General features: G+C 65.9%; 12 protein-coding genes and 1 rRNA gene. 9 read left to right on the top strand and 4 right to left on the bottom strand.

Annotated features, from left to right (window positions below):
- Positions 1-6 precede the first annotated feature (6 nt).
- From AB0N24_RS02070 to AB0N24_RS02055, 4 genes are all read left to right on the top strand, one after another.
- On the top strand, positions 7-1,515 hold the full coding sequence (locus AB0N24_RS02070; protein WP_364119776.1) for an aldehyde dehydrogenase family protein: 1,509 nt from the start codon (positions 7-9) through the stop codon (positions 1,513-1,515).
- 6 nt (positions 1,516-1,521) lie between these two features.
- Positions 1,522-1,848, top strand: coding sequence for a ferredoxin (gene fdxA, locus AB0N24_RS02065; RefSeq protein ID WP_364119773.1), 327 nt, complete (start codon positions 1,522-1,524; stop codon positions 1,846-1,848).
- Positions 1,849-2,209: 361 nt separating this feature from the next.
- Positions 2,210-3,658 (top strand): flotillin family protein, encoded by a 1,449-nt coding sequence (locus tag AB0N24_RS02060; RefSeq protein WP_104172815.1) that lies wholly within the window; start codon positions 2,210-2,212, stop codon positions 3,656-3,658.
- Complete coding sequence (locus tag AB0N24_RS02055) at positions 3,651-3,899, top strand: hypothetical protein (protein WP_364119770.1); 249 nt, start codon at positions 3,651-3,653, stop codon at positions 3,897-3,899. Before AB0N24_RS02060 ends, AB0N24_RS02055 begins: the two co-directional genes overlap by 8 nt.
- 41 nt (positions 3,900-3,940) lie before the next feature.
- Here the strand turns inward: AB0N24_RS02055 and AB0N24_RS02050 are convergent, their stop codons facing one another.
- Entirely contained in the window at positions 3,941-4,120 is a 180-nt protein-coding gene (locus AB0N24_RS02050) for a hypothetical protein (protein ID WP_307051563.1), read from the bottom strand.
- A 177-nt stretch (positions 4,121-4,297) separates the two neighbouring features.
- Between AB0N24_RS02050 and AB0N24_RS02045 the strand changes: the two genes are divergently transcribed.
- The 5 genes from AB0N24_RS02045 (at position 4,298) to AB0N24_RS02025 (ending at position 10,937) form a co-directional block, all read left to right on the top strand.
- The gene (locus AB0N24_RS02045; protein WP_364119767.1) at positions 4,298-5,320 is read left to right on the top strand and encodes a hypothetical protein; all 1,023 of its coding nucleotides are present in this window, start codon (positions 4,298-4,300) and stop codon (positions 5,318-5,320) included.
- Positions 5,321-5,409: 89 nt separating this feature from the next.
- Positions 5,410-5,703 (top strand): hypothetical protein, encoded by a 294-nt coding sequence (locus tag AB0N24_RS02040; RefSeq protein ID WP_364119764.1) that lies wholly within the window; start codon positions 5,410-5,412, stop codon positions 5,701-5,703.
- Positions 5,704-5,930: 227 nt separating this feature from the next.
- The gene (locus AB0N24_RS02035; RefSeq protein ID WP_364119761.1) at positions 5,931-7,151 is read left to right on the top strand and encodes a glycosyltransferase family 1 protein; all 1,221 of its coding nucleotides are present in this window, start codon (positions 5,931-5,933) and stop codon (positions 7,149-7,151) included.
- Positions 7,148-8,596 (top strand): UDP-glucose/GDP-mannose dehydrogenase family protein, encoded by a 1,449-nt coding sequence (locus AB0N24_RS02030; protein WP_364119758.1) that lies wholly within the window; start codon positions 7,148-7,150, stop codon positions 8,594-8,596. The genes AB0N24_RS02035 and AB0N24_RS02030 overlap by 4 nt, the downstream gene beginning before the upstream one ends.
- A gap of 196 nt (positions 8,597-8,792) precedes the next feature.
- Positions 8,793-10,937 carry an EAL domain-containing protein gene (locus tag AB0N24_RS02025; protein WP_364119755.1) on the top strand — a complete coding sequence of 715 codons (2,145 nt, stop codon included), beginning with the start codon at positions 8,793-8,795 and terminating at the stop codon, positions 10,935-10,937.
- Between the two features lie 61 nt (positions 10,938-10,998).
- Here AB0N24_RS02025 and AB0N24_RS02020 read toward each other — a convergent pair whose 3' ends face one another.
- From AB0N24_RS02020 to rrf, 3 genes are all read right to left on the bottom strand, one after another.
- The gene (locus AB0N24_RS02020) at positions 10,999-11,544 is read right to left on the bottom strand and encodes a hypothetical protein (RefSeq protein ID WP_364119752.1); all 546 of its coding nucleotides are present in this window, start codon (positions 11,542-11,544) and stop codon (positions 10,999-11,001) included.
- A gap of 136 nt (positions 11,545-11,680) precedes the next feature.
- Positions 11,681-12,520, bottom strand: coding sequence for an SDR family NAD(P)-dependent oxidoreductase (locus AB0N24_RS02015; RefSeq protein ID WP_364119749.1), 840 nt, complete (start codon positions 12,518-12,520; stop codon positions 11,681-11,683).
- A 205-nt stretch (positions 12,521-12,725) separates the two neighbouring features.
- Positions 12,726-12,819, bottom strand: a 5S ribosomal RNA gene (gene rrf / locus AB0N24_RS02010); the annotation flags it as partial.

The raw sequence follows: 12,819 nt of genomic DNA, 5'->3' as shown, positions 1-12,819 counted from the left end.
AACCCCATGATTTCCACAGCACTTTTGCCCGAGACCGCGACAGACCGCGAACTCATTACCGCCCGGCACCTCATCAACGGCGAATGGCTGGGCGAAGCCGGCACCGAACGGATGAACCCGGCCCGCCCCCGCGAACTCGCAGCCCTCTCCCCCAGCGGCACCGCGGACGACGTCGACGCCGCCATCACCGCCGCCTCGGCAGCGCAGCCCGGCTGGGCAGCCATGCCCGCACCGTCCCGCGGCGCCATCCTCATCGCCGCCGGCAACCTGCTGATCGACCGCCAGACCGCCATCGCCGAGGACCTGGTCCGGGAGGAAGGCAAGACCCTCACCGAAGCCAAGGGCGAGGTCAAACGCGCCTCGGACGTGCTGCGCTTCTTCGGCTCCCTCGGCTGGGCCGCCACCGGCGAAGTCCTGCCCAGCGGCCTGCCGGACACCACCATCACCACCCGGCGCGAACCGCTGGGCGTCGTCGGACTCATCACGCCGTGGAACTTTCCCATCGCCATCCCGGCCTGGAAGACTGCCCCCGCCCTGATCAGCGGCAACGCCGTGGTGATCAAGCCTGCCGAGCTCACCCCGCTCTCCGCCACCCACCTTGCCCGTGCCCTGCAGGACGCCGGACTCCCCGCCGGTGTGTTCAACGTCGTGCACGGCAAGGGCCGCGTGGTGGGCGACGCCCTGGCCCGCGACCCGCGCATCGCCGGACTCTCCTTCACCGGTTCCACGAACGTGGGGCTGGGGCTGCAGGAGATCCTGAACGCCCGCCGCGCCCGAGTCCAGCTGGAAATGGGCGGCAAGAACGGCGTCCTGGTCCTCGACGACGCTGATGCACGCAAGGCGGCCAAGGTAGTGGCTGCCGGCGCGTTCGGCCTCTCCGGCCAGGCCTGCACCGCCACGTCCCGCGTCTACGTCACCCCGGGCATCCGCTCCGCCTTCCTCGACGCCCTCACCGAGGAAGGCGCCGCCTACACTCCCGGCGACGGCATGGACACTGACGGTCCGGACGCTGTCCGGATGGGGGCCGTGGTGAGCAGCCAGCAGTACGCACAGAACACCGCGGCGGTGCGGTCCGCCGTCGAACGGGGCGCCACGCTGCTGACCGGTTCCGGGATCCTGGACGAAACGCACGACGGCGACGCGGACCGTCCGCTGTTCTTCCCGGCCGCCGTGCTCACCGGGCTGCCGTTCGACGACGCCGCCGTGACCGAGGAGATCTTCGGCCCGGTGGTGGCTGTCCTTGAAGTGGCCGACTACGAGGCCGGGCTCGCCGCGATCAACGATTCCCGCTACGGCCTCACCGCAGGCATCTGCACGGATTCGCTGGCGCTCGCCACGGACTTCGCCGCACGGGCCCAGGCCGGTGTGGTCAAGGTCAACCGGCCGACCGCGGGCCTGGACCTGAACGTGCCGTTCGGCGGCGTGAAGGACTCCTCCACCAACACGTTCCGCGAACAGGGCAAGTCCGCACTGGACTTCTTCACCTGGGGCAAAACCGTTTACACCGGTGTGTAGCGCGCCATGACCTACGTGATCGCGCAACCGTGCGTGGATGTGAAGGACAAGGCCTGCATCGAGGAGTGCCCGGTGGACTGCATCTACGAAGGCGAACTCTCGCTCTACATCCACCCGTCCGAATGCGTGGACTGCGGCGCGTGCGATCCGGTGTGCCCGGTGGAGGCCATTTACTACTCCGACGACGTTCCGGACGAGTGGGCCGACTATGTCCGGGCCAACGTGGAGTTCTTCGAGGAGCTCGGGTCGCCCCATGGCGCCTCACCCCTCGGGAACCTGGGCCGCGACCATCCGGTGATCACAGCCCACCCCGTGGCCGAACCCGCCCACTAGTCAAGCGCGAACGAACACTTGAGGCCCACCACCAAGCGCGAACGAACACTTGAGGCAAACCGAATGGACCGCCGCTCCCTCAGGCCCCAACTGAGGGAGCGGCTTTTTTCGTGCGCCGGGCTCCAGTGCCACCAACGCGGCCCGACGACGTGAGCCAAGTGCCGCCGTCGTGCGTCAATGCCGTTGCCGCAGGCAAATATCGCCCAGACTCTGGACTCTTGGGCGGGGGCCAACCAGACTGTCTACAACAGCTGGCCCGGCAGGCCGGAATTACCCGTATTCAAGCCGGCAGGGAATGTGCAGCTGCATCATTTGGGGCTTTACCGCGATGCCTGTTCCATAACCCTGAAAGGACCTGGTCATGCCGGACTTGTCAGCTTTCTTCCCGCTAATTGCCGCCCTCATTGGGGCGATTGCCGTCATTGGATTTATTTGGGTGGCAATAAAACTGATGTGGAAAGTGGCTGAACCCAACGAGGCCCTCATCATCTCCGGCCTGACCCGCGGAACCCTTGAAACCCGGGCCGGAATGGACTTCAAGATCGTCACCGGCAAGGGTGCACTGGTATTTCCGGGGCTACAGACGGTGCGCACTTTGTCGCTCACCCTGAATGAAACTGAGCTCAAAGTTTCCTGCGTTACTTCGCAGGGCATCCAGGTGATTGTCGAAGGTGTGGTGATTTACAAAATCGGCGACGCCCCGCCGTTCATTGCAAATGCGGCCAGGCGTTTCCTGGGCCAGCAGCCCAAAATGGAAAGCCAGGTGTACAACGTCTTTGAGGGCCACCTGCGGTCGATCATCGGCAGCATGACAATGGAGGAAATCATCCGCGAGCGGGACAAGCTCGGCTCGCAGGTCCGCAGCGCCAGCGGCGTGGAGATGGAGAAGCTGGGCCTGGTGGTGGATTCGCTCCAGATCAAGGACCTGCAGGACCCCACCGGGTACATCCAGAACATCGCCAAGCCGCACATTGCCCAGGTGAAGATGGAAGCCCGCATCGCCGAGGCCACCAGGAACCGCGAGGCCGCCGAGAAGGAAGCGGAGGCGGCGGCGCTCATCGCCGACGCCCAGAGCATCTCCGCCATCCGGCAGTCGGTGGCACAGGCCAACGCCGAGCGGGCCAAGGCCAACGCCGCCCAGGCCGGCCCGTTGGCGGACGCAACGGCGCGCCAGCAGGTGGTGGTCCAGGAAACCGAAGTGGCCAAGCTTGAGGCGGACCGCGAAGAGCAAAAGCTTCAGACCACCATCCGCAAGCCCGCCGACGCCAAGGCCTATGCCAAGCGTACGGACGCCGAAGGCCAGAAGGCTGCCGACATCAGTGCCGCCGAGGCGCTGGCCCGCCGCACCGAACTCGAAGCCCAGGTCAACGCCCGGCGGACGGAACTCCAGGCCCAGGCCAATGCCACGGCTGCCGCGGCCGCTGCCGGCGCCACGAAGGTCACCGGCGAGGCTGAAGCCGCGGCCACAAGGGCACGCGGTGACGCTGCCGCGTCGGCCATCAAGGCCAAGGCACTCGCGGAGGCTGAGGGTATCAAGGCCCGCGCCGAGGCGCTCGGGACCAACCAGGACGCCGTCATTTCGCAGCAGCTGGCCGAGAACATGCCGGCCATCATCGCCGCAGCAGCCGAACCGTTCTCGCATGTGGGCCAGATGACGGTGCTGAACGGCGGCGAAGGGGTCAACAAGATGCTCGGCGGGATCCTCGCCCAGGTGGGCGACTACCTTCCTGCCCTCTCCTCAGCGCTGAAAAACTCGCGGAAGGGCCCTGCCCAGGGCGACGGCAGGCCAGCGAAAGCCCCCGATGCATAAAAACGTTGACCGCAGCCTTACCGGAAAGATCGGACGGGTGACCGGGCGCATCGGCCCGGGCACCATCGGCGAAGTCATGCTGCCGTATCTCGGCGGCACCATGGCCTTCCACGCCCATCCGTTCGACAAGACCAGTGTGTTTCCGGTGGGCGACGAAGTGCTGGTCATCTACTTTGATCCGCCGCAGACGGTCTATGTGGACGAGCTGCCGGAGGTGCTGAGGCACGACGGCGGGCGGTGAGTGAGGGCGGCCGTGGGCTACTGCGATCATGCCTGTTGCGGTCAGAACCGCCACACCGAGTACGGAACGCTGGGCAGGTTTCCGGCCATCCAGGGGCGGTCGGACTGCTCCCGAGGGAGCTGTCCGCGGCCGTCACGAATGACCACCACTACCGTTCCGATGACCCCTACGAGGGCGACAACGGCAAGGAAAAGAAGGACGACGACGATTGGCCCGGACATTTCTGGAACACCTCTTGTACCCATTTTACGACGATCTGATCCGGCTGCCGGTGGACCCGCGCCAAGGTCCACTCCGCCCTGATTCCCCGACAGTTTGAGCCCGCAAGCCCGGAAGTCTAGACGGCTGACAACACCGGGCGTATCCTGATTTTCCATTGCCACTGGGGGGTGATCTGGATGGGCGGCACTTTGCGTGATTGTTGCCTGGCTGCCCTGCGCCCATTCCTCCTCGCCGTCCTGCTGACCGTTGCCTGGTTGGCGTGGGCCGCTGGCTCCGCGAATGCGGCATCCGAAGACCCGAACCCGCTGGGCGCGATCGGGCAGGCAACCGTTTCAGTTCTTCAGGACGCCGGCAGCACGTTCGCACCGGCAAGCCAGGATGTTCCAGCCCAGGCCGCCGCTGTGCCGTTTCCGGTCTCCGGCACGGCGGCGGCCGTGGCCGACGTCGCAGATCCGGTGGTCGGCGAGGCAACTGAAGCTGTCACCGATGTCGTGAACAGGGCCGCCCCGCCGCGCACGGACTCACTCGCCGACACGGTTACGGGCAGTGTCGACACAGTGAGCGACACAGTCGTCTCAGTGGTGGATCCGTTGGCGCCGGCTTTGCCGGGCGTTCAGGTCCCTGCGCTGCCAGTACCCACGCTGCCACTCCCCACCGTGCCAGTACCCACGCTGCCTGTTCCAACCGTTCCGGTACCGCAGGTTCCGTTGCCGGAACTGCCGGTGCATTTGCCGGAAGTGACTATCCCCGGGCCTTCACCCGTTACCACCGTGCCGCCGTCGGGCTTTGACGCGGCGACGGCGGCACCTGCCGGCGTGGGTCTTGAGGCAACTGCCCGTGCAGGTTCGCAGGCGGCCAAGGACACAGTTCTTCAGCAGGCCCGACGCACGGTATCGCCGCTGGAGTTCCTGGCGAATACGCAGGCGCTGCGGGCGTTGGCCGCAACCATCGGCTACGTTGTTTCGGCAGCGCCCGCGCCGGCAAATGCGCCGGAACCCGAGCCGGGGTTCCGCTTTGCTGCCCTGCAGAACCAGTCCGGTTCCGCATCGGCTGGTGCGGGCAGCGCCGGCGCCGACGCCTCGGCCGACGTCGCGGCGTTCTGGAACATCCTGCACGATGCCCGCAGCGGCCTCATGCGGGACGCGGCCCTGGTCCCTGCCGCAGGCCCGTCATTTGATCCGGGGTCTTCCCCCGACTGAGTAGGCCACCTCTGCGCTCTTTCAGGCAGAGCATGGCCACCCACGCCGTCGTCGGCGTAAGGAATCAACACTCAGTCAGGAGAAAAGTCATGTCCAGCTACACCCAGCTCTTCAGCGCCGCCCCGATCGTCCGTTCCGCGCCCGCCCGTGCCTCCATCGGCAACTGGCCCGACCCCATGAACACCCGCATCGGTTGGTGGCCCAACACCATGAAAGCCCGCATCGGCAACTGGCCCGACCCGATGAAGGGATCCATCGGCAACTGGCCCGACCCCATGAACGCGAGCATCGGTTGGTGGCCCAACACCATGAAAGCCCGCATCGGCAACTGGCCCGACCCTATGAACCCCATGGCCCCGGCAGGGTCGGTGGCCGGCCGCTGACCCAGGCTGGTCCGGATGTTGTCCCGCGCCCGCCTGGGGGTGGTACGGGGCAGCATCCGGGCCTTGCAATAATTCTGGCCCGCCCTTGAGGACGAGCCACCCGGTCACACCCGGCGGCGAGCGCCGCCGTCGTCGTGCTTCAACTCAGCCCGGCTGTTAACCCAACCTTCTACTCCCCGTCATTCCCGCTCCCCCGTTAGGCAACAAGCCCCGCGCACCGTGGAGGGGTGAGGATCGCAATCGTTGCTGAATCATTCCTGCCACTGATGAACGGGGTTACGCACTCCATCCTTCGGGTGCTAGAGCATCTGCAGGAACGGGGCGATGACGTCATGGTGATCGCCCCGTCGACACAGGACACAGAGGTCCTGGATGTGGTGCACGGCGCGTTCGTGCACCGGCTTCCATCGGTGCCGCTGGCCGGGTACACGAACGTGCGGGTGGCGTTGGGCGGTGTGAACCGGGTCAAGAGAATCCTTGCCGATTACGCGCCGGACGTTGTCCATCTCGCGTCACCGTTCGTGCTCGGCTGGCGGGCGGTGCAGGCGGCACACCAACTGGGGATCCCCACTGTGGCCATCTACCAGACCGAGGTTCCCAGTTACGCGGCGCGCTACGGGGTGCCGTTCATGGAGAACTGGGCCTGGAACCGGGTGGAGAACATCCACCTGCTGGCTTCCCGGACGCTGGTGCCGTCCACTTTCGCGCTGAACCAGCTGCGCGGCCGCGGTGTACTGCGGGTGGACATGTGGCGGCGCGGTGTGGATACCGCGCGCTTTGCGCCGGGCAAGCGCGACGACGCGTGGCGGGCCTCCGTGGCCCCAGGTGGCGAGCGGATCATCGGTTACGTGGGCCGGCTTGCCGTGGAAAAGCAGGTGGAGGACCTGGCGGTGCTGGCCGATGTGCCGGGCACCAGGCTGGTGATCGTCGGCGACGGCCCGCAGCGGGAGGCGCTGCAGGAAGCATTGCCGAACGCCGTATTTGCGGGGTTCCTCGGCGGTGAGCAGCTGGCTAGGGCGGTGGCGTCCTTCGACCTGTTCGTGCATCCCGGCGAGTTCGAGACCTTCTGCCAGACCATCCAGGAGGCCATGGCATCGGGCGTGCCGGTGGTGGCCACCGGCCGGGGCGGCCCGCTGGACCTGGTGGAGAATTCCCGCACGGGCTGGCTGTACAAGCCCGGCGACCTGGCCGGCCTGCGTGCGCATGTCATGGACCTGATGGGCGACGACGCCAAGCGCCGCGCGTTCGCGGCGGCAGCGCACGCCTCGGTCCAGGGGCGGACGTGGCCGGCGCTGAGCGCGGAGCTGGTGCGGCAGTACCGGGCAGTGATGGCCGGCGAACCGGTGATCGAGTCCGTGCCCGCGCCTGTGCCTGCATCTGTGCTCGCACAAAGCCGGCGCCTTCCGGTGGTCGCGCCCGTCCAAATCAAAAGAGGAGTGTCCCTGTGAGAATTTCCGTGATCGGCTGCGGCTACCTCGGTGCCGTGCACGCAGCAACCCTGGCGTCGATGGGCCACACCGTGGTGGGCATCGACGTCGACGCGGCCAAGGTGGACCAGCTGGCCCGCGGTTTCGCCCCGTTCTTCGAACCGGGACTGGACGAGCTCCTGCAGCACGGCCGTGCCACCGGCCGCCTCACGTTCTCCACGGATTTCGCTGACGCGGCCGCCGCGCAGGTGCACTTCCTCTGCGTGGGTACGCCGCAGTCCAAAACGTCCGACGGCGCCGACCTCAGCTACCTGGTGTCCGCCACCGAAAGCCTCCTTCCGCACTTGGCCCCGCGCTCCGCCGTCGTGGGTAAGTCAACGGTCCCGGTGGGGACGGTCGAGATGCTGGCCGGGGTCCTGTCCGGGCGCCCCGACGTGCTGCTCGGCTGGAACCCTGAGTTCCTGCGGCAGGGGACCGCGGTGAAGGACTCGCTCGTGCCGGATCGCCTGGTCTACGGCGTGCCGGGAGGAAAGGCTGCGGCGTTTGAGCACACCAGCGGGGCAGGCCGCGGCGTGACGGCTGCGATGGATGCCGTCTACGAGCCGCTGCTGCGCGCCGGGATTCCGCGGCTGGTCTGCAACTTCGCCACAGCGGAACTGATCAAATCGGCCTCGAACGCGTACCTTGCCACGAAAGTCAGCTTCATCAATGCGATGGCCGAGCTGTGCGACGCGTCCGGGGCGGACGTCACCGAACTGGGTGAGGCGATGGGCCTGGATCCGCGGATTGGCAGCCGGTACCTGCATGCCGGGCTGGGTTTCGGAGGCGGCTGCCTGCCCAAGGACATCCGCAGCTTCCGGGCACAGGCCGCGGCTCTCGGAGTGGATTCGGTGGACGAGTGGATGGGGGTGGTGGACGCCATCAACCTGGGCCAGCGGCACCGGACGGTGGAGATCGCCGCGGAGCTGTGCGGCGGCTACCTTGCCGGCCGGACGGTTACAGTGCTGGGTGCTGCGTTCAAGCCGGCAACGGACGACATCCGCGACTCCCCCGCCCTTGACGTCGCCCTGCAGCTGGCTGCGGCCGGCGCCCACGTGACGGTGACGGATCCGAAGGCCATCAACAATGCGTGGATGCGGTACCCGCAGCTGCGGTTCGAGAAATGCACGGACCGGGCGCTCGAGGGTGCCGAGCTGGTGCTGCTGCTGACTGAATGGGACGAATACCGTTCGCTGTCGCCGCTGGTTGCGGGTGCCCTGGTACGACGCCGGACGGTGCTGGACGCACGCAATGTGCTGGACGCTGCGGAGTGGCGGGCGGCGGGCTGGACTGTGCGCGGGCTGGGGACCGGGGCTAACGCAATCGTCGACCTCGAGCCGAACCTCGCAGGAACGAAGCCCGCGGATTCTGCCCATGTCACCGGGGCGCCGGCCGGATCCGGACGCCGGGGAGTCCAAATCCCCTAGCAAAAAGATTCACAATGAGGGCGTGAAGGGCCGCGCCAATTTCCTCGGCCGAAGTCCTTTTGCCGTGAATTCTTTGTTGCTTTTTGCCGGCGTTTTTTCATGTGACAAGCGGTCCTGATCTTCGCACTCTATGATGTGCGGAGGGAGGACATTCTATGAAGAAATGGCGGTCTCACGTGTTCTTTAGGGTGCTGTGATGGCGGTGCACGAAAGCCAGGAACCAAGGGCATTTTCGGGCACTGATTATCAGGCCATCATCGATTCACTTCCTGACGCCCTTTTGGTGCTTGCCCAGAATGGCACCATCGTCCTCGTGAATGCCGCGGCCGAGCATTTGTTCGGGTACTCCAGGCAGGAACTTGTCGGCCGGGACCACCGGGGCATTCTTGCCGAGGGATATCGCCAGGGTTTCCAGCGCCTGTTCAAGGTCCTCGGCAGGGATCAGGAATCCGGACACAGCTCGCCGTTCGAGTCGTACGGTGTCAGGAAAGACGGTACGGAATTCAGGGGCGAGATCGCATGCGCTCTCCTGGATACGGCTGCGGGCCTTTGCATGTCTGTGTCGGTCCGGGCCATGCAGCATCGTGAGGAACCCGACGACGGGCTGCGCGAGGCAATGTCCTTGCTCAGCGCCACGCTCGAGTCCACGGCTGACGGCATCCTTGTGGTCGGCACTGACGGCCAGATCGCCGGTGTCAATGAGCAGTTCGTGTCCATGTGGGGCATTCCGCGCGAATTGCTGGCCACGCACGACGATGAAGCAGTGATCAGCTACGTGCTCGGGCTCCTGGAAGATCCTCAAGGCTTCCTGGACAAGGTCCACGAGCTCTACTCCCACCCGCTGGCGGAGAGCAATGACGTTCTGAAATTCATCGACGGGCGGACCTTCGAACGGTACTCGCGCCCGCAGAAAGTGGCGGACAAGGTGGTGGGCCGCGTCTGGAGCTTCCGCGACGTCACGCCGCGGCTGGCCGCCCAGGACCAGGCGAAGCGTGCCATGGCCGATCTCGCCGAGCAGGCAGCACAGCTCAAGGCGCTGGCGTTCCAGGACCCACTGACCGGTCTTGCCAACCGCAAGCTGTTCAACGACCAGCTCGCCGAAGCACTCCGCGGCGACCGGGCCATATCGGTGGACGTCCTGCTGCTGGATCTGGATGACTTCAAAGAGGTCAACGACATCCTCGGCCACCACGCTGGCGACGAAATGCTGACGGAGGTGGCGCGCAGGCTCCGTTCGTGTGTCCGTCCCGACGACACCGTTGCCCGTCTGGGCGGCGACGAATTCGTGGTGCTGCTGACAGCTTCGCCGGAACCGGATGCCGTCGCGGAACGCATCGTGGCGTCGCTGAATGTTCCGATGTGGATTGACGGAACCATGCTGCGACCCAGCCTCAGCCTGGGCCTGGCCTCGGTGGGCAGCGATACTGTGGCGGGCTCCGAGCTTCTCCGCCAGGCCGACGTCGCCATGTACGCCGCCAAGGCCGCCGGCAAGAACCGGTACATGCGGTTCGAGCCGGACATGATGACGGCGCTGGTGCAGCGCACGGATATGGACGCCGGTCTGCGCACGGCTGTAGACGGCGGCCAAATCTTCGTGCACTACCAGCCGGTCATTTCGCCGCGTCACGGTGAGGTTGTCCAGTTTGAGGCACTGGCCCGCTGGAAACGGGACGGGGAGATGATTCCGCCCGGACAGTTCATTCCGACGGCGGAGCGCAGCGGGCTGATCTCCGCCATTGGCCTGCACGTGTTGCGGCATAGTTTCACCGAGCTGCAACCGTGGCTGGCTGCGGATGCCACGCGCTCCGTAGCCGTCAACGTTTCTGGTGTGCAGCTGAAGGAATGCAAGTTCGCCGACAGCGTTTTGCAGCTGGCCGCCTCTTGCGGCGCGGATCCCAGGCAGCTGGTACTGGAAGTGACGGAGAGCGTCTTCTTCGATCCGGATGCGCACGTGATCCTGCAATTGGACCTGCTCCGTGACGCCGGGGTGCGCGTGGCGCTGGACGACTTCGGCACCGGCTACTCCTCACTGGGGCGGCTGCAGGATCTTCCCGTGGACGCCGTGAAGATCGACCGATCCTTTGTCTCCATGGTCCGCACCGGCGCAGAGAAACTGCCCATCCTGAACTCCATGATCAATATGGCCCACAGCTTGGGCCTGACGGTTACAGCCGAAGGCATCGAGACCACAGCGCAGGCGACCTACCTGACCAACCTGGACTGCGATTCCCTGCAGGGTTATCTGTTCTCCCACCCTGAACCCGAGTCCGGCCTGGAACTCGCGCTGCTCCGCTCGGCCGACGCCATCGACGAGATGCGGGGCGTCCGCCTCGAAGGCTGACCGGGCGGGGGTCTGACGGGCTGACTGGGGCGACGGGTCGACCCGGTCGACGGGGCCCGCACTACCCGTCGAGTCCCTCGACCACGTCGATTCCGGTCAGGTCATAGCAGGCCTGGCGCAGGGCTGCCAGGTATCCCATGGTCTCTTCCGATGCCGGCTGATTGCTGGGATGCAGGATCTGGCCCCACAGGATCCGCGACGCGAGGCCGGATTGGACCCGGATTTCCGGAGGGGCCGCTGCAGTGACCTTCTCCAAGGTCGCCATGGCTTCCTTCGGGGGAACGGTTCCCTCGTTGAGAACCTTGAACCCTTGTTTCCACACACTGCAGACTTCGTCGACGCTCATTGTGGGAACCGGCTGGGACTGCTGAGCGTCCGGGGCCGGCCTTTGAACGATGATGGACGGTGGATCTGGCGAATCGGCAGTGGGGTGCTCAAAAGCCTCGGCCGGAGCGGATGTAGGAACCGGCGCTGGTCCGGATTCCGCAGCGGAAGAATCCAGACCCGGCCCTGCAGCTGTGGACACCGCGGGTCCTGCCACAGGCACCGAGCACCCAACCAGCAACAGCGCAATAGCAACGGCCAGCGCAGCGATGAACTTCTTCATGGTTCCCCCTCATAGCGAATGTCACCACGCTATGAGGGCACGGGGGCAAGCGGAACGGAGGCCAAGCGATATGTGGATAACCGGGCCTCGGAATCCTGGGCTCGGCCCGTGAGCCCGGGGCGCGGCTAACCCTGAGTCAGCTTCGCTGGTCGACCTTGTCCGTGCTGACCAGAGCTTCACTTCTATCCCACAGTTTCCGCGCCAGCTGGGCGTCGTAGGCCTGCTTGTTGGCTTTGGCCAGCGCCCGTTTGGCATAGTAGGCGCCGGGAACCCAGTCCTGCCCGGGCGTGGTGGTGGCGAGCCACACGAGTGTGTCTGCCCCCTGCTCGGGGGTCAGCATGAACCGCTTGATGAATGTCTTGTAGGCGAACCTGAACCAGCTCGTCGATTCCGCCGCGAAGTTGGTGGCCACGCCGCCCGGGTGGAACGCGGCCGTGGAAATGCCGGCTGCGTTGTACCGGTGGTGCAGCTCGGTGGTGAACAGGATGTTTTCGAGCTTGGCCGTGCCGTAGGCCTTGCTGGTGGAGTACTTGCCAGCGGCGTCAAGGTCATCGATATCCACGTACCCGAAGGCGTTCGCCGCGCTCGACGTGTTGATCACCGTCGCCTTGCTCGCCGTCAGCACCTCCATCAGCGCATTGGTCAGCAGGAACGGCGCCAGATGGTTCACCTGGAAAGTCTTCTCGTGGCCGTCCACGGTCAGCTCACGCTTGCCCATGATCCCGCCGGCATTGTTCGCCAGGACGTCGATCCGCGGATACTTGTCCCTCAACTCTGCAGCAAGCGTGCGCACCTGGGACAGGTCAGCGAAGTCGCTGACGAAATAGTCAGCGCCTATCTCTTCCGCCACCGCCCGGGTCTTTTCAGCAGACCGCCCGACGACGACGACCCGCTCCCCTGCCTTCGCCAGCGTCCGCGCCGCGGAGGCTCCGATGCCGTCGCTCGCTCCGGTAATGACGATGGTCCGTGCAGCCATGAAGTGTCTCCCAATCGATGGTGGAGCGTGCCGGTAGCCGGCGTCCCGAGCCCAGTCAGTACAACGGGGGTGGCGCCGCCGGTGTTCCGAGCATGCTCAATCACTTTTTGCGGGAAAATCGCGGGTCCCTGGGGTGGGGGTGTGTTTGGGTGGTTAAAGTGGGAGAGCCTCCAGACTGTGTCTGGAGGCTCTCGACCTAATGGTTGTCCGGCGGTGACCTACTCTCCCACACCCTCCCGGGTGCAGTACCATCGGCGCTGTGGGTCTTAGCTTCCGGGTTCGGAATGGGACCGGGCGTT

It is taken from the genome of Arthrobacter sp. NPDC093128, assembly GCF_040683875.1.
Classification (GTDB): Bacteria; Actinomycetota; Actinomycetes; order Actinomycetales; family Micrococcaceae; genus Arthrobacter.
This window is presented reverse-complemented; position numbering and strand designations above follow the sequence as displayed.

Coding starts and splice junctions, on each gene's coding strand:
- AB0N24_RS02070 (WP_364119776.1), top strand. CDS start 7: ATGATTTCCACAGCACTTTTGCCCGAGACCGCGACAGACCGCGAACTC.
- fdxA (WP_364119773.1), top strand. CDS start 1,522: ATGACCTACGTGATCGCGCAACCGTGCGTGGATGTGAAGGACAAGGCC.
- AB0N24_RS02060 (WP_104172815.1), top strand. CDS start 2,210: ATGCCGGACTTGTCAGCTTTCTTCCCGCTAATTGCCGCCCTCATTGGG.
- AB0N24_RS02055 (WP_364119770.1), top strand. CDS start 3,651: ATGCATAAAAACGTTGACCGCAGCCTTACCGGAAAGATCGGACGGGTG.
- AB0N24_RS02050 (WP_307051563.1), bottom strand. CDS start 4,120: ATGTCCGGGCCAATCGTCGTCGTCCTTCTTTTCCTTGCCGTTGTCGCC.
- AB0N24_RS02045 (WP_364119767.1), top strand. CDS start 4,298: ATGGGCGGCACTTTGCGTGATTGTTGCCTGGCTGCCCTGCGCCCATTC.
- AB0N24_RS02040 (WP_364119764.1), top strand. CDS start 5,410: ATGTCCAGCTACACCCAGCTCTTCAGCGCCGCCCCGATCGTCCGTTCC.
- AB0N24_RS02025 (WP_364119755.1), top strand. CDS start 8,793: ATGGCGGTGCACGAAAGCCAGGAACCAAGGGCATTTTCGGGCACTGAT.
- AB0N24_RS02020 (WP_364119752.1), bottom strand. CDS start 11,544: ATGAAGAAGTTCATCGCTGCGCTGGCCGTTGCTATTGCGCTGTTGCTG.
- AB0N24_RS02015 (WP_364119749.1), bottom strand. CDS start 12,520: ATGGCTGCACGGACCATCGTCATTACCGGAGCGAGCGACGGCATCGGA.